Source organism: Corynebacterium testudinoris (assembly GCF_001021045.1).
Lineage (GTDB): Bacteria > Actinomycetota > Actinomycetes > Mycobacteriales > Mycobacteriaceae > Corynebacterium > Corynebacterium testudinoris.
Window position 1 is genome coordinate 2,201,096 of record NZ_CP011545.1, and the last position, 14,252, is coordinate 2,215,347.

Here is a 14,252-nt window from a genome sequence, read left to right on the forward strand (position 1 = left end):
AAAGCGTCATCTTTCGCCGACATGTCGCGGCGATCTTTTCCCGCCCCACACCTACGATGCCGTAGGTTTCCGGTGGCCAGGGGGCCTGCCCGTCAATGCGTTTGCAGGGGAACGCAGCAGCTTATCGACGTCCCCGCACCCCCACCGGGGCCACGCCCCCACACCCCCGCAGGGTGACCGGGGTCACCCAAGGGAGGGGGTGAGGGTATCTGCCACAGGCCCCGCCCGGAGGCCTCAGAGGCTCCGGCGGGCGGCCTCCAACACGCCAACAACGATCGCGCTGTGCTCCAGCAGACGATCGCGGGCGGCGAGATCCCCCTCCCGGATGAGACGCTCAAACTCCACGAACTCCGCGATCATCCGGTGCGACTGCGGCGCCGGCTCCCACACCTGCTCCTCCTCGCCGCGCCGCCGATGAACAACTCCGCTGAGCTCATTGGGCGGGGCGCTACACAGCGCATACCCATCCAACCCGCGCAGGATGGTCCGGTTGGGGCCGTCACAATCCTTGCCAAAAACCGCGATGGCCGTGGTCTCCGGGTATTCGAGAGTAAGCACGCCCGAGGTATCGGTACCGCGCTCAATGTTCGGCGCGTAGCTAATCGCCTTCGGCTGCCCGAGCAACCCGACGATGACGTGCACGGCGTACACACCCAAATCCATGAGCGACCCACCACCGTGCGCGGGATCAAAGGACGGGTGAAGAGGCTCACCCGCGCGGAAAGCATCCATGCGCGACGAATACTGCGCATACTCACTACTGAGCAGCTTCAACGTGCCCAGCGAAGGCAGGAGATCACGCAAGTACCCGAACGACTCTGAATGAACCGTCGTGATGGCTTCCACGAGGATGAGACCCCGCTCGCGGGCCAGCTCAGCCAACGTTTCCAACTGCGCCGACTCCAAAACAAAGGGCTTCTCACAGATGACGTTCTTGCCCGCCAACAACGCCGCGCGGCTGAATTCAAAGTGCAGCGTGTTCGGAACTGCCACCCACACCGTGTCAATCCCGGGGTCGGCCAAGCATTCGTCCACGTCCGTGTACACCCGCGGGATGTCGAACTCCTCCGCAATCGGCTCCAGCACTTCCCGCCTGCGCCCATAGATCGCCGCGAGCTCCAGACCAGGGATTTTCTTGGCTTCCGGGAGGAACTCGTTGACGATCTTCCCGGCGCCGAGGACGGCTAACTTCATGGCTACTCCTTTATGGTGTCCGTCTCACCTGTTGCTTTTAACAAAAGGCTGTCACATAATGGTGAGCGAGACCAGCCCCTTGAAGGGTTGGACCAAGGATTGTAACCCTCACGGGGCAAGACCTGAGCAACAGACCATGCGTCAAGCATGGCCTGCGGCTCGGGTCTTTTTGCGTTCCTGGACCAGTTCTAGCACCAAGAGAGAAGGACGACATGGCAACGAAAACCGCCTTCCGGCCCTTGGCCGAAGGAGTCGTGGCTGCGCTTGGCGGACCAGACAACATCCGCTCTGTCACGCATTGCGCGACCCGGCTGCGCTTTAAGATCAAGGATGCCGCGAAGGTGGACGACGCGGGCGTCGAGAAGCATGACGGCGTGATCACACTGGTGAAGGCCGGTGGGCAGCACCAAGTAGTCATCGGCAACGATGTGGCTCTCGCCTACCAGGCGATTGTCGACGTCGACGGCATGTCCACCAAGGCCGTCAAGGAGGCCTCCGAAGACGAGGATGAGGGGCCGCAAGGCAGCCTGTTTAACCGGCTCATCGACCTCATCTCCTCCCTCTTTAGCCCGATCTTGTGGTGCCTGTCCGGAATTGCGCTGCTCAAAGCCTTCCTGGCGATGTCGGTGCAATTCGGATGGATTGATACCGAGGGCACGAACTACCTCGTGCTCAATGCCATGGCAGACGCGGTGTTCTACTTCTTGCCGCTGTACCTGGCACTGACGGCCGCCCGGAAATTCAAGGTCAACGACTTCATTGCTCTCTCCGTCGTCGCCCCGCTGGTCTACCCCACCGTGGTCGCACTCGGCGGCGTCGAGGAACCAGTCACCCTCTTCGGCCTGCCTCTCATCACCATGAGCTACGCGTCCTCCGTCATCCCCGCGATCCTCGCCGTGTGGTTGACCGGCTACCTGCAACGATGGCTGGAGCGGGTACTGCCCGGCGCGATCCGCACCTTCGGCACTCCGCTGTTGTGCGTGCTCATCATGGTCCCGCTGGTCCTGTTCACAGTCGGCCCCATCACGATGATCGCGTCGAATGGGATTTCCAACGCCATCGCCTGGCTGTTCCACGTCGCCCCGTGGCTCGCTGGCGCCCTCATGGGCGGGTTCTGGCAGGTCTTCGTCATGTTCGGCCTGCATTGGGGCTTCGTGCCGGTCTTCCTCAATGACATCGCCACGCAGGGTTACAGCAGCATCATGGCGGTACTCATGGCGCCAGTCCTTGCCCAAGGTGCGGCCACCGCGGCCGTCTTCCTCCGCTCGAAGGTGGCGGCTCGCCGCAAGGTCGCCGGCCCAGCCACCGTCTCCGCCATCCTCGCCGGAGTGACCGAACCCGCCGTGTATGGCGTCACCTTGCCGCTGAAAATCCCCTTCTATCTCGGCTGCGTTGGCGGCGCGATCGGCGGCGCCATCATCGCCATGGGCGGCGCGGCATTCAACACCTTCGTGTTCCCCTCGGTCCTGGCCACACCCGCGCTCCTCGGCCGCGGCAACCTCATCATGGCTTTCAGCGGCATCGTCGTCGCCATGATCGTGGCCTTCATCGGCACGTGGATTGTGATGCCGCGACTGGAGAAACAGGAGGCAGCTGTTCCTTCCAGCCCCGAGGACACGACTATCGACGTCCCCTCCGGCACCACCGCCATTCTCCTCCCCGTCCGCGGCGAGGTCATCCCGCTCGACCAGGTCGATGACAAAGTCTTCGCCTCTGGCGCAATGGGCACCGGGCTCGCCGTGCTACCCGCCGACGGCGAGGTCATCGCACCCGTCTCCGGCACCGTCATCGCGGCGCCAAAGTCCGGCCATGCCTTTGGTATCAAATCCCCCGAAGGCATCGAGGTCCTCGTGCACGTGGGCTTGGACACCGTCGCGATGAAGGGCGAGGGATTCACCCCGCACGTGGCCAAGGGCGACGTCGTCACGGCAGGGCAACCGCTGGTCACCGCAGACCTGGCGGCCATTGCGGCGGCCGGGTACGAAGCCACGACCCTGCTCGTAGTCACCAACTCCGGCACATTGGCTGATGTCCGCAACGTCGCACCGAATGTGTCCTCGCTCGCCGGTGAAGCCGGCATCTTGGTCACCCCCTAAACCACTCACTCACTCAAGGAGATACTCATGTTCCCGAACAACTTCCTCTGGGGCGGCGCCACCGCCGCCAACCAAATCGAAGGTGCCTACAACCAGGGCGGCAAGGGCCTATCCATCCAGGACGTACTGCCGCGCGGAGTCGTCCACGAGACCACCGACGGCCCCACCCCCGACAACCTCAAACTGGTGGCGATCGACCACTACGAACGCTACGCCGAGGACATCGCACTGTTCGCCGAAATGGGATTCAAGGTCTACCGCTTCTCCATCGCCTGGTCGCGCATCTTCCCCAACGGCGACGAAACCGAACCCAATGAAGAGGGTTTGGCCTTCTACGACCGCATCCTCGACGAGCTAGAAAAGTACGGCATCGAACCGCTGGTGACCATCAGCCACTACGAGACCCCACTGCACCTGGCCCGCCACTACGGAGGCTGGACCAACCGCGCCCTCATCGACTTCTTCGAGCGCTACGCCCGCGCTCTGTTCACCCGCTACCGCGGCCGCATCCGCTACTGGCTGACCTTCAACGAGATCAATTCTCTGCTGCACATTCCGATCCTCGGCGGCATCGATAAGCCAGAACCCTCGCGGCAGGAGCTGTACCAGGCGATGCACCACGAACTTGTTGCCAGCGGCCGGGTCACCCGCATCGCGCACGAGATTGATCCGAGCAACCAGATCGGCTGCATGATCCTCGCCGTGCCGCGCTACCCGCTGACTCCTTCCCCGCTGGACGCCCTCGCCACCCTTCAGGCCTCCCAAGGCGACTACGCCTTCGGCGACATCCACTGCCGCGGCTACTACCCCGGCTACCTCCTCCGCACCTTGCGGGAACAAGGCATCGACCTCGACATCACCGACGCCGATCGCGCTGACTTGGCCAACACCGTCGACTTCGTGTCCTTCTCCTATTACATGTCCGTATGCGAAACCGCCGACCCCACCAAACAAATCAAGGGTGAGGGCAACCTCATTGGTGGCGTCCCCAACCCAACTCTCGAAGCCTCCGAGTGGGGCTGGCAGATCGACCCCGTCGGCCTGCGCATCATCCTCAACGACTACTGGGATCGCTGGCAAAAGCCACTGTTCATCGTCGAAAACGGACTCGGCGCCAAAGACGTTCTTACCGCGACCCCCGACGGCCCCACCGTCGACGACTCCTACCGCATTGCGTACATGCGCGACCACCTCATCCAGGTCGGCGAAGCCATCGAGGATGGCGTCGACCTGCTTGGCTACACCTCCTGGGGCTGCATCGACGTCGTCTCCGCCTCCACCGCCGAAATGTCCAAGCGCTACGGCTTTATCTACGTCGATCGCCACGACGATGGCTCCGGTACCCTGGACCGATACCGCAAGAAGTCCTTTCACTGGTACCGCGACGTCATTGCTTCCAACGGCGCAACGCTGACCGATTAAGGAAGTACATGAAGGTAGTCCGGGTACTCAACAACAACGTCGTCCTCGCCACCGACGGCTCCGGCCGCGAGGTCATCCTCACCGGCTGGGGTGTCGGCTTCCAGATGAAGCCCGGCGCGGTTGTTGACACTGCCAAGGTCACCCGGACCTTCGTCCCCGAGGAGGGCCGCGATAGGGATCACCTCGCTGGCATGCTCTCGGCCATCGATCCCGAGTTCGTCATGCTTGCCGACGACGCCCTCACCGCCACCCTCCCCGCCTCCCCAGGTCCCGCCACCGTCGTCGCTCTCGCCGACCACCTTTCCTTCGCCGTTCAGCGGGCCCAGGGCGGGGTGGCCCTGGGGCCACACCCGCTGCAGGCGGAAGTCTCCCACCTGTACCCGGATGAATACGCCGCGGCTCGCGCGATCGTCGAAAAGGTTTCTTCGCAGGTGGAAGTGGACTTGCCGGACTCGGAAGCCGTGGCCGTTGCCCTGCACCTGGTCAACGCCGGTTTCCACACCGATGACCTCTCCGACACCTACACCATGACCGGAGTATTCTCCCAGCTCTTCGAGATCATCGACTCCTCCTACGACACTTCCATCGACCGCTCCTCCATTTCCGCCGCCCGCTTCATCACTCACCTCCGCTACTTCTTCGTCCGCGCCCGCGACGGCCGCCAACTCAAGGAAGGCATGGCAGTGCTCGCCTCCAGCCTCGAGGTCTCCCACCCGGAGGCTGTCCAGTGCGCTCAGCGCCTTGCTCGGGTTCTCGAACTCCGCCTCGGGGTCCCCCTCACCGAAGACGAAGTCGCCTACCTCGCGCTCCACGTCGCGCGATTAAGCTCAGACCTGTCACCCTCCAGAGAGGCAGAATCATGAAAGCCACACTGATGTACGGCGCCGGTGATGTCCGCGTCGACACCGTCCCGGATCCCATCATCCACTTCCCCACCGACGCCCTCGTCCGCACCATCCGTGCCTGCGTGTGCGGCTCTGACCTGCACCCATACCACGACATGCCCGCCCGCGAGCACGGCCGTTCCATGGGCCACGAGCTCATCGCCGTCGTCGAAGAGGTCGGCCCGGAAGTACGACACATCAAGAAGGGCGACTTCGTCATCGCCCCCTTCGCCTTCCAGGACAACACCTGCGAATTCTGCCGCGAAGGCCTCCAGACCAACTGCCCGCACGGCGGCTTCTACGGCACGCCCGAGGCCGCTGGCCTCCAAGCCGAGCTCGCCCGCATCCCGCTTGCCGATGGCAGCCTCGTCGTCATCCCCGACATCAATCCTGACACCGCCGACGACAGTCTCCTCGCCTCTTTCCTCTCGCTTTCCGACGTCTATCTCACCGGCCACCACGCCGCCTTCAAGGGCTCCGTGTCCCCCGGCAAAACCGTCACCGTCATCGGCGACGGCGCCGTCGGCCTCTCCGCCGTCCTCGCCTCCCGGCAGATGGGCGCCGAGCGCATCATCCTCATGGGCCGCCACCGCGACCGCACCGATCTCGGCGTCGAGTGGGGCGCCACCGACGTCGTCTCCACCCGCGGCGACGAAGGCATCGCCGAAGTCATGGCCCTCACCAACGGCGAAGGCTCCCACGTCGTCCTCGAGGCCGTCGGCCACATGCCCGCCTACGAGCAGGCCTACGGCATCGTCCGCCCCGGCGGCGTCATCTCCCGCGTCGGCGTCCCCCAATACGAATCCGCCCCGATCGGCTTCGGCTCCCTATTCGGCAAAAACGCCAGCCTCACCGGCGGCCCCGCCCCCGTCCGCGCCTACTTGGAATCCGCGCTCACCCAGGTCTTAAACGGTGAGATCAACCCAGGCAAGGTCTTCGACCTTTCCCTCCCGCTTATCGACGCCCCCGCCGCCTACACCGCCATGGACTCCCGCACCGCCCTCAAGGTGATGCTCACGCCCTAGGGTTCCAAGTGGGTGAAGGTCGCATGCCAGCGCCACAAACCCGCCTCCTCCACTTTCATCGGCATCGCCGGTGCCCTCCCCTCCCGGGTCTCTCGCCGCCACTTCACGGTGTCCATCACCATCTCCACGACCGTCCCCAAATGCCACTCCACGCAGTGTTCCGTAAACCACAGCACGATATAGCCCCTGCGCTGCGCGGCATTGAGCTTCCACACGTCCTTCGTGTAGTTCTTCCGATTGTGGGCGCCGTGATACTCAAACCCATTGACCTCCACGACCACCCGCGCCTGGTGATCCACCCCATCAAAACGATACGGCCCCAGCTGCGCATTCCCTTCAAATCCCCCACAACCCCTCGCCTGCAACTCGCGGAATAGCCTCCGCTCCGTCCACGAGTCAGCCCCCACCGCCGCCGCGGCCACCATCCGCGCAGTCTTCTTCGGCAATCGCACCAACGCTTGCCTGTCCCTCTCAAAATCCTCCCTGCCCTTCTTGCTGGCATAACGCACCTCCAGCAGCTCCCGCGCCGTTTCCACAGCGGTCGCGTCCCCCGCCGCGACCAACGCACTCACCACCCGCACATTGGCGATCATCCGCACATCGACCCTCCTGCGCTCCCGCACCCTGACCACCGCAGATTGCGCCGTCGATGAGCCCCGCTCCACCACCGCGTGCAGCGGCAACGAGATCTCCTTCCCCAAGTACAACTCCGCCACCGTCTTGCCGCTAAACACCAAGTGCGGCTTATGCTCGTTGACTGCCTCCAGCACCAGCCGCCCTGTCACCGCAGCGCGAGTGTAAATCCCGCGCACAATCCTGCTGAGCTTCCCCTCCCTCACGAGCCTGGTCAGCACATACTCGCTAAATCCGTGCTCGCGTAACTCCCGAGTCGTGTAATAGTCCTTGCCAGCCGGCCAGTCGTGGTCTCTCATGCTCTGTTAGACCCGTCCCCGGCCCCAGCGGTTCCCACTGACACAAGGCCGCCTATCGACGCCCACCACCCGCCAGCGTCACCACAAACCCCAAAGACCGCAGCAAGCACCCACCCAACTCAGGGTTCGTCCTGACACAAGGCCGCTAATCGACGCCCCCACCCGCCACCGTCACCACAAACCCCCACGGCCGCACCACACACCCACCCAACTCACGGTTCGTCCTGACACAAGGCCGCTAATCGACGCCCCCACCCGCCACCGTCACCACAAACCCCAAAGACCGCACCAAGCACACCCCCGCCTCGGGGTTCGCACTGACACAAGGCCGCTAATCGACGCCACCGCCCGCCAGCGTCACCACCAACCCCAAGTCCGCACCACCCAACCACCCAACTCAGGGTTCGTCCTGGCACAAGGCCGCTAATCGACGCCCACCACCCGCCACCGTCACCACAAACCCCAAAGACCGCAGCAAGCACCCACCCAACTCACGGTTCGTACTGACACAAGGCCGCTATTCGACGCCCACACCCGCCAGCGTCACCACAAACCCCAAGGCCGCACCACGCAGTCGCAGAATCGACAAAGCCGCGGGACCAGACTTCATCTGGCCCCGCAGCTTTGAGTGGTGCGCCCGGAGAGACTTGAACTCTCACGTCCTAAGACACTGGAACCTAAATCCAGCGCGTCTGCCAGTTCCGCCACGGGCGCGTACCTGAGACAGCATACCTTGCCTGCGGGCAGACCCAGAACTAAGCCTTTTGGTTGATGGAGGGTAGGGTGTGTAACCGTGAGCGACGACAATGGTAAGAAGCGGGAGCGGAAGAGGGTGCGGGCTTCGCACCTGGTATTTCTCACTCTCGCGGTCGGCTGCACGCTGGCGCTTGCTTGGTGGCAGTGGTCTCGGTTCCAGGAGGGATCGGGCACTTTCCAGAATTTGGGTTATGCGTTGCAGTGGCCGCTGTTTGGGGCGTTTTTCGTCTTCGCGTATCGCAAGTATTTGGAGTATGAGAACGACATGATCGAGGCGTCGAATAGCGCTGATGATGCGGAGTTTCTCTACCAGGCGGACGAGAAGAGGTTCCGTGAGCAGGTCACGGAGATCGATGAGGATTTTTTGCCTCAGCGTCCCACTATTGACGTCGACACTTTTAATGAGATCAATACGCCGCGCCGTGGCGCTTCCCGAGACCGCACAGACAACGGAGAACCCACCTCATGACTACTCAGACCACAGCGAAGATTCATCCGGAGCGCCAGAGGCGAGTCGCTAACGCCCTCAAGTTCTTTTCCGTTTCAGCGTGGGTGACCGGTGTTTTCTTGCTGATCCTGGTTGTGCGCATGGTGCTGGAGTATGTGCTGAAGGTGGAGATCCCGGCGTGGGCGACGTGGGTGGCCATTTTGCATGGGTGGGCGTTCATTATTTATCTGTTGTCGGTGTTGAATTTGGGGTTGAAGGCCCGCTGGAAGCCGGTCGTGTGGTTCACCACGGCGATTGCTGGTGTGGTGCCTTTCTTGTCCTTCATTGTGGAAGCTAATCGACGCCGCGAGGTCAAGGCTGCTTTCCACCTCGACTAGCAGCACCAATGTGTGGCAATGTAGGGGCATGAAACTACCTGTAGCCATGATGGCGTTGTTCGCTTCTGTCATTGTGGCGGGTTGTAGTACGCCCGCCACCACCGAGGAAGTGGTGGATCCGACGTCGGGTGAGAGCACATACGACGATTCTTTTCAGCCGGTAGACCCTGACACGCTGCGCGCGGAGGATGGGAGCTACCGGTTTTCGTTTTCCAATGGCAGTCGGTGCATTATCGGCGGTGGGTTGTCGGAGTCGCCGATTGTGTGCGATCTGGATCTCGCGGAGCCGATGCCCACTCGTTCAGGCGGCGAAAGCCGGGGTATCGAGTTGGCGGACGGCATGTTTGTTCCCAGCGAGTTGCTTGCCGACGCCGCCGCGCGCGAGGAGTTTGCCCGCCTCACCGCAGATGCGGTTCCCCTGGGCTTTCAGAGCGAACTGCAGGTGGATGGGTTCTTCATCATGCAAGAAACGGTCGATGAGTTAGCTTTTGGCCACGAGTCTGGGGCTGGGTTCTTCATGGCAGAGCGGCAGCCGACGTTGTGGTGGATTCCGGTGCCGGAGTGGGTTCCGGCGCCGTCGTTCCCGTTGCCGCCGGAGGAGGCGGAGCAGCTGCGGAGGGACAACCCGGAGGTGTTTGGTTAGTCGAAGACGACGGTGCGGTTGCCGTAGACGAGGACGCGGTCTTCGAGGTGGTAGCGCAGTCCGCGGGCGAGGACGCGTTTTTCGGCGTCGCGGCCGAGGCGTTGCATTGCTTCGGGGGTGTCTTGGTGGGTGACGCGGATGACGTCTTGTTCGATGATGGGGCCGTCGTCGAGGTCGGGGGTGGCGTAGTGGCAGGTGGCGCCGATGAGTTTGACGCCGCGCTTGTGGGCCTGGTGGTAGGGGCGGGCTCCCATGAAGGAGGGGAGGAAGCTGTGGTGGATGTTGAGGACGCGGCCGGCCCACATTTCGCAGAAGTCGGGTGGGAGGATTTGCATGAAGCGGGCGAGGACGATGGCGTCTGGTTCGTAGCTGTTGACGATGGTGGCCACTTCTTCGAAGGCGCGTCGCTTGCCCACGGCGTCTTTGGGGAAGGGGACGTGGTGGAAGGGAACGCCGTGGTTGTCGGCGATGTAGGCGAGGTTGTCGTGGTTGCCAACGACGGCGACGACTTCCATGGGGTAGTCGTTTTCGGCGACGCGTCCTAGGAGGTCGTGGAGGCAGTGGCCTTCGCGGGAGACGAGGAGGACGGCTTTCTTGAGCTCGGCGGTGTCCCAGAGTCGCCAGTGGGCTCGGGGGCCGAATTCGGCGGCGACGGGGGCGAAGGCTTCGCGGAGTTCGTCGATGGTTTCGGAGACTGATTCGGCGCGGATGGCTTGGCGGGTGAAGAACCAGTTGTTTTCTGGGTCGGTTAAGTAGGCGGCTTCGGTGATCCAGCCGCCCTTGTCCGCGAGGAAGGTAGAAAGCTTTGCGACGATCCCGGTGGCATCCGGGCACCCGAGGGTGAGCACGTATTGGCGCTCGCCGGAGGGTGTGCTGGGTCGGTTGCGGGGATCGTCGGTGTTCAGCGGAGTCATTCCTGGCATATTAGTCCGCCAGGTTTCGGATGACCTCCACTAGTTGGGCCAGCGCCTTCGCGCGGTGGGACAGGGAGTTCTTTTCGGAGGGGCTCAGCTGCGCGGAGGAGCGCCCGGCGGCGATGTCGTCGGCTGGGAGGAACAGCGGGTCGTAGCCGAAGCCGTTCGCACCGATTGGTTCGCGCAGGAGGTGGCCATCCCAGCGGCCTTCGGCGAGAAACTCCTGGCCGGAGGGGGTGACCAGGGCGCACACGGAGACGAAGGCACAGGCGCGCCGTTCGTCCGGGACGTGGGCCATCTGAGCCAGGAGGAGGGCGTTGTTGGCGGCGTCGTCGCCGTGGTGGCCGGACCAGCGGGCGGAGAGCACTCCGGGCATGCCGTTGAGTTCGTCGACGGCGAGGCCGGAGTCGTCGGCGATGGTGATCAGACCGGTCGCGGAGGCACCGGCCCGGGCCTTGATGAGGGCGTTGTCGGCGAAGGTGCGCCCATCTTCGATGGGCTCGGAGTAGGCGTGAACGGCGGACAGTGGGAGGATGTCGACGCCGGTGACGGCGGCGTCGATAAGCATCTTTTCCAGTTCTGCCAGCTTTTTGACGTTGTTGGAGGCGACGAGCAGCTGCATTAGATTCCCAGCGCGGCCTTTTGGGCGGCGACGAGTTCGAGGCAGCCCTTCTCAGCGGAATCGAGCATGGCGTTGAGCTGGGCGCGGTCGAAGTCGCCGTGCTCGCCGGTGCCCTGAACCTCGACGAAGTGGCCGGATTCGGTCATGACGACGTTGAGGTCAACCTCGGCGCGGGAGTCCTCCTCGTAGGGCAGGTCGAGGCAGACGTGACCCTCGACGAGGCCGACGGAGACGGCGGCGACGGGCGGGAGGAGCGGGTTGCCGGGAACGACGCCCTGTTCTTGGAGGACGGCAATGGCGTCGGCAAGCGCAACATAAGCGCCAGTGATGGAGGCGGTGCGGGTGCCACCATCGGCCTGGAGGACATCGCAGTCAATGTTGATGGTGTTCTCGCCGAGCTGGGAAAGATCAACGGCGGCGCGGAGGGCGCGTCCAACGAGGCGAGAGATTTCGTGCGTGCGGCCCTTGACCTTGCCGCGCATGGACTCACGCGGCATGCGATCGTGGGTGGAGGCCGGGAGCATGGAGTATTCGGCGGTGAGCCAGCCCTCGCCCGAGCCCTTCTTGAAACGGGGAACGCCCAGTTCTATGGAGGCGGTGCACATGACGCGGGTGTTGCCAAACTCAACGAGGACGGAGCCGGCGGGGTTGCTGGTGAAGCCGCGGGTGATGCGGACGGTGCGCATTTGGTCGAGAGCGCGGCCATCGGCACGCGTGAAATCAGAAGTCATGCCCCTCAGGCTACCGGCTTAGAACTCGATCACCATCCCGGGCAGGCCGATCTCGATGGGCCCGTCGAACTCGCGGCGGGCGGCGGCGAGGGCGGAGAAAGGATCTGCCCACGGGGGCATGTGGACGAGCATGAGCTTTCCCACCCCGGCCAGGCGCGCTGCCCGGCCGGCTTCGAGGCCGCTGAGGTGCATGTCCGGCGGTACGTCATCTTCCCGGTCCGACCAGGTGGCCTCGCAGAGGAAGAGGTCAGCGCCGCGGGCACACTCGATGAGCTGGTCATTCCAGCCGGTGTCGCCGGAGTAGGCGATGACCGTGCCACTGGAGTGCTCGCGGATGCGCAGGGAGTAGGCCTCGACCGGGTGGACCGCCGGAAACGGGGTGATGGACACGCGGCCGAGGAGGTGCTCCTCCCCCAACGTCCAGGGGGTGAACGCGAAGGTATCGGACATGTCGTCGCTGATGACCGGGGGGTCGGCGGAGAGGGGGCCAAAAAAGGACTCCGTCGTCGACGGGCCGAAGCACAGGTTGCGTCCGCGGGCGGGGTCCGTCGGGTGGAAACGCCGCCACACCAGCAGCGACGGGAAATCGAGGCTGTGGTCGGGGTGGAGGTGGCTGAACACCACGTGGGCATCGCTGGGGTCTTGCACGTCCTGCAGCGCGGCCAATACTCCCGGGCCCATATCGATGATCACCGAGGGGGAGTTATCCACGGACACCAAGTATCCGGAGGCCGGATTCTGGGGAGCTCCCACACTTCCGGAGCTACCGAGGATGGTCAACTTCATGGGTTAACTGTGCCACGAATGCGGGTATTTTTCGAGTCCAACGCACCTGGACAATTCTCAGCGTGCAGCGGACTGGTGGACCTGCGTGAGGCCGGGGCCGAGGAAGCGCTCCGCCAGGTGGGCGAACTTCTCGGGATCACCGGTCGATTCGAAAAGCCGCACGGGGTCGGCGTTCGGGTCGGCCAGCAGGTCACGGCTGGTCAGCACCCGCAGGACATCCTTCGCCGTTTCCTCGGCGGAGGACACGAGGGTGACATGGTCACCGATGGCCAGCTGGATCACGCCGGTCAGCAGAGGGTAATGCGTGCAGCCCAACACCAGCGTATCGACGCCCGCCGCCTGCAGCGGTTCCACATAAGCCTCGGCCACGCCGAGGATCTGTCGCCCGGACGTGATGCCCCGCTCCACGAAGTCGACGAAGCTGGGGCAGGCCTGGGCGAACGCCTCGACGCCGGGGTTGATGGCGAAGAGGTCCTGGTAGGCGCCGGAGTTGATGGTGCCCACGGTGCCGATGACGCCGATGCGGCCGTTGCGGGTGGTGGAAAGGGCGCGGCGGACGGCGGGCTGGATAACCTCGACGACCGGGACGTCGTAACGCTCCCGCGCATCATGGAGGAACGCAGCGGACGCGGTGTTGCAGGCGATGACCAGCATTTTGCAGCCCCGCTCGACGAGCTCATCGGCGATCCGGGTGGCGTGCTCACGGACGTCGGCGATGGGCAGCGGGCCGTAGGGGCCGTTGGCCGTATCACCGATGTAGATGATCGATTCGTGCGGGAGCTGGTCAACGATGGTGCGGGCCACCGTTAGTCCGCCGACGCCGGAATCGAAGATGCCAATGGGGGCATCGGGTCCCGGAGTGGATCCAGGGGTGGAGGAGGTCATCACGGCCCCCATGGTAGCGCTAGTTGCGGCGCTCCACTGCGGCCGTGGCGAGTTTGCGCATGGCGTTGCCCAGGGCCGCCGATTCTTCCGGTTCGAGGTGGTCAAACACCATGGAGCGGACTTCGGAGACGAAGCCGGGGCTGGCGAGGGCGAGCAGTGCGGAGCCTTGCTCGGTGATTTCGGCCAGGGTGGAGCGGCCGTCGACGGAGTCTGGCATTCGGGCGACCATGCCTTGCAATTCGAGGCGGGTGATGACGCGGGAGAAGTGCGACAGGGTCATATGGCAGGCCTGCGCGAGATCGCTCATGCGGAGGCGGCGCCCGCCCGCTCGGGCGAGGTTGTACAGCACGAGGTATTCAACGTGGCTGAGGCCCGCTTCCTTCTTCAGCCGCGAATCTAAGCGTGAGTGAATGCCAGAGTGAAAGGCCCATATGTGGGTCCAGGTGCTCGTCTCTTGGTCGTTGAGTTCAATGAACACCGGCAACTCATTCGCTTTCATGTTGCCATATACTAGCGCATTTTCACGGTTGATGTGAC

At 63.8% G+C, this 14,252-nt stretch carries 15 protein-coding genes and 1 tRNA gene; 7 read left to right on the plus strand and 9 right to left on the minus strand.

The annotated features are described in order from the left end of the window. Positions 1–234: 234 nt before the first annotated feature. Positions 235–1,194, minus strand: a complete 960-nt coding sequence (locus CTEST_RS10540) for a Gfo/Idh/MocA family protein (RefSeq protein ID WP_047253694.1) — start codon at positions 1,192–1,194, stop codon at positions 235–237. A gap of 212 nt (positions 1,195–1,406) precedes the next feature. Here CTEST_RS10540 and CTEST_RS10545 point away from each other — a divergent pair, with 212 nt between their 5' ends. Genes CTEST_RS10545 through CTEST_RS10560 form a run of 4 tightly spaced genes read left to right on the plus strand, consistent with a single transcriptional unit; the run spans position 1,407 to position 6,621 of the window. Continuing rightward, positions 1,407–3,290, plus strand: a complete 1,884-nt coding sequence (locus tag CTEST_RS10545) for a beta-glucoside-specific PTS transporter subunit IIABC (protein ID WP_047253695.1) — start codon at positions 1,407–1,409, stop codon at positions 3,288–3,290. A gap of 27 nt (positions 3,291–3,317) precedes the next feature. Continuing rightward, complete coding sequence (locus CTEST_RS10550) at positions 3,318–4,712, plus strand: glycoside hydrolase family 1 protein (protein WP_047253696.1); 1,395 nt, start codon at positions 3,318–3,320, stop codon at positions 4,710–4,712. Between the two features lie 8 nt (positions 4,713–4,720). Beyond that, on the plus strand, positions 4,721–5,575 hold the full coding sequence (locus tag CTEST_RS10555; RefSeq protein WP_047253697.1) for a PRD domain-containing protein: 855 nt from the start codon (positions 4,721–4,723) through the stop codon (positions 5,573–5,575). Beyond that, positions 5,572–6,621 carry a zinc-binding dehydrogenase gene (locus tag CTEST_RS10560; protein ID WP_083985574.1) on the plus strand — a complete coding sequence of 350 codons (1,050 nt, stop codon included), beginning with the start codon at positions 5,572–5,574 and terminating at the stop codon, positions 6,619–6,621. Before CTEST_RS10555 ends, CTEST_RS10560 begins: the two co-directional genes overlap by 4 nt. Here the strand turns inward: CTEST_RS10560 and CTEST_RS10565 are convergent. Together CTEST_RS10565 and CTEST_RS10570 are read right to left on the minus strand one after the other, a co-directional pair. Further along, complete coding sequence (locus tag CTEST_RS10565) at positions 6,618–7,553, minus strand: DUF559 domain-containing protein (protein WP_047253699.1); 936 nt, start codon at positions 7,551–7,553, stop codon at positions 6,618–6,620. The two genes, CTEST_RS10560 and CTEST_RS10565, sit on opposite strands and share 4 nt — an antisense overlap. Positions 7,554–8,182: 629 nt before the next feature. Continuing rightward, positions 8,183–8,267 (minus strand) — tRNA-Leu (locus CTEST_RS10570). A 79-nt stretch (positions 8,268–8,346) separates the two neighbouring features. Between CTEST_RS10570 and CTEST_RS10575 the strand changes: the two genes are divergently transcribed. The 3 genes from CTEST_RS10575 to CTEST_RS10585 are packed head-to-tail and all read left to right on the plus strand — an operon-like array spanning position 8,347 to position 9,777. After that, positions 8,347–8,778 carry a membrane protein gene (locus CTEST_RS10575; protein WP_047253700.1) on the plus strand — a complete coding sequence of 144 codons (432 nt, stop codon included), beginning with the start codon at positions 8,347–8,349 and terminating at the stop codon, positions 8,776–8,778. Next, entirely contained in the window at positions 8,775–9,134 is a 360-nt protein-coding gene (locus CTEST_RS10580; RefSeq protein ID WP_047253701.1) for a DUF3817 domain-containing protein, read from the plus strand. The genes CTEST_RS10575 and CTEST_RS10580 overlap by 4 nt, the downstream gene beginning before the upstream one ends. 28 nt (positions 9,135–9,162) lie before the next feature. Further along, entirely contained in the window at positions 9,163–9,777 is a 615-nt protein-coding gene (locus CTEST_RS10585) for a hypothetical protein (protein WP_047253702.1), read from the plus strand. Here CTEST_RS10585 and purU read toward each other — a convergent pair. From purU to CTEST_RS10615, 6 genes are read right to left on the minus strand one after another with little or no spacing between them, the layout of a single operon-like run. Further along, on the minus strand, positions 9,774–10,691 hold the full coding sequence (gene purU, locus CTEST_RS10590) for a formyltetrahydrofolate deformylase (protein WP_047253703.1): 918 nt from the start codon (positions 10,689–10,691) through the stop codon (positions 9,774–9,776). The genes CTEST_RS10585 and purU overlap by 4 nt on opposite strands. A gap of 10 nt (positions 10,692–10,701) precedes the next feature. Beyond that, entirely contained in the window at positions 10,702–11,313 is a 612-nt protein-coding gene (locus CTEST_RS10595; protein WP_047253704.1) for a non-canonical purine NTP pyrophosphatase, read from the minus strand. Continuing rightward, complete coding sequence (gene rph, locus CTEST_RS10600; RefSeq protein ID WP_047253705.1) at positions 11,313–12,044, minus strand: ribonuclease PH; 732 nt, start codon at positions 12,042–12,044, stop codon at positions 11,313–11,315. The genes CTEST_RS10595 and rph overlap by 1 nt, the downstream gene beginning before the upstream one ends. Positions 12,045–12,062: 18 nt before the next feature. Continuing rightward, entirely contained in the window at positions 12,063–12,830 is a 768-nt protein-coding gene (locus CTEST_RS10605; RefSeq protein WP_047253706.1) for an MBL fold metallo-hydrolase, read from the minus strand. Between the two features lie 57 nt (positions 12,831–12,887). After that, the gene (gene murI, locus CTEST_RS10610) at positions 12,888–13,715 is read right to left on the minus strand and encodes a glutamate racemase (protein WP_083985576.1); all 828 of its coding nucleotides are present in this window, start codon (positions 13,713–13,715) and stop codon (positions 12,888–12,890) included. Positions 13,716–13,734: 19 nt separating this feature from the next. Further along, positions 13,735–14,214: a MarR family winged helix-turn-helix transcriptional regulator gene (locus CTEST_RS10615; protein WP_047253708.1), complete on the minus strand. Its 480-nt coding sequence runs from the start codon at positions 14,212–14,214 to the stop codon at positions 13,735–13,737. Between the last annotated feature and the right edge of the window lie 38 nt (positions 14,215–14,252).

Coding starts and splice junctions, on each gene's coding strand:
- CTEST_RS10540 (WP_047253694.1), bottom strand. CDS start 1,194: ATGAAGTTAGCCGTCCTCGGCGCCGGGAAGATCGTCAACGAGTTCCTC.
- CTEST_RS10545 (WP_047253695.1), top strand. CDS start 1,407: ATGGCAACGAAAACCGCCTTCCGGCCCTTGGCCGAAGGAGTCGTGGCT.
- CTEST_RS10550 (WP_047253696.1), top strand. CDS start 3,318: ATGTTCCCGAACAACTTCCTCTGGGGCGGCGCCACCGCCGCCAACCAA.
- CTEST_RS10555 (WP_047253697.1), top strand. CDS start 4,721: ATGAAGGTAGTCCGGGTACTCAACAACAACGTCGTCCTCGCCACCGAC.
- CTEST_RS10560 (WP_083985574.1), top strand. CDS start 5,572: ATGAAAGCCACACTGATGTACGGCGCCGGTGATGTCCGCGTCGACACC.
- CTEST_RS10565 (WP_047253699.1), bottom strand. CDS start 7,553: ATGAGAGACCACGACTGGCCGGCTGGCAAGGACTATTACACGACTCGG.
- CTEST_RS10580 (WP_047253701.1), top strand. CDS start 8,775: ATGACTACTCAGACCACAGCGAAGATTCATCCGGAGCGCCAGAGGCGA.
- CTEST_RS10585 (WP_047253702.1), top strand. CDS start 9,163: ATGAAACTACCTGTAGCCATGATGGCGTTGTTCGCTTCTGTCATTGTG.
- purU (WP_047253703.1), bottom strand. CDS start 10,691: ATGACTCCGCTGAACACCGACGATCCCCGCAACCGACCCAGCACACCC.
- CTEST_RS10595 (WP_047253704.1), bottom strand. CDS start 11,313: ATGCAGCTGCTCGTCGCCTCCAACAACGTCAAAAAGCTGGCAGAACTG.
- rph (WP_047253705.1), bottom strand. CDS start 12,044: ATGACTTCTGATTTCACGCGTGCCGATGGCCGCGCTCTCGACCAAATG.
- CTEST_RS10605 (WP_047253706.1), bottom strand. CDS start 12,830: ATGAAGTTGACCATCCTCGGTAGCTCCGGAAGTGTGGGAGCTCCCCAG.
- murI (WP_083985576.1), bottom strand. CDS start 13,715: ATGACCTCCTCCACCCCTGGATCCACTCCGGGACCCGATGCCCCCATT.
- CTEST_RS10615 (WP_047253708.1), bottom strand. CDS start 14,214: ATGAAAGCGAATGAGTTGCCGGTGTTCATTGAACTCAACGACCAAGAG.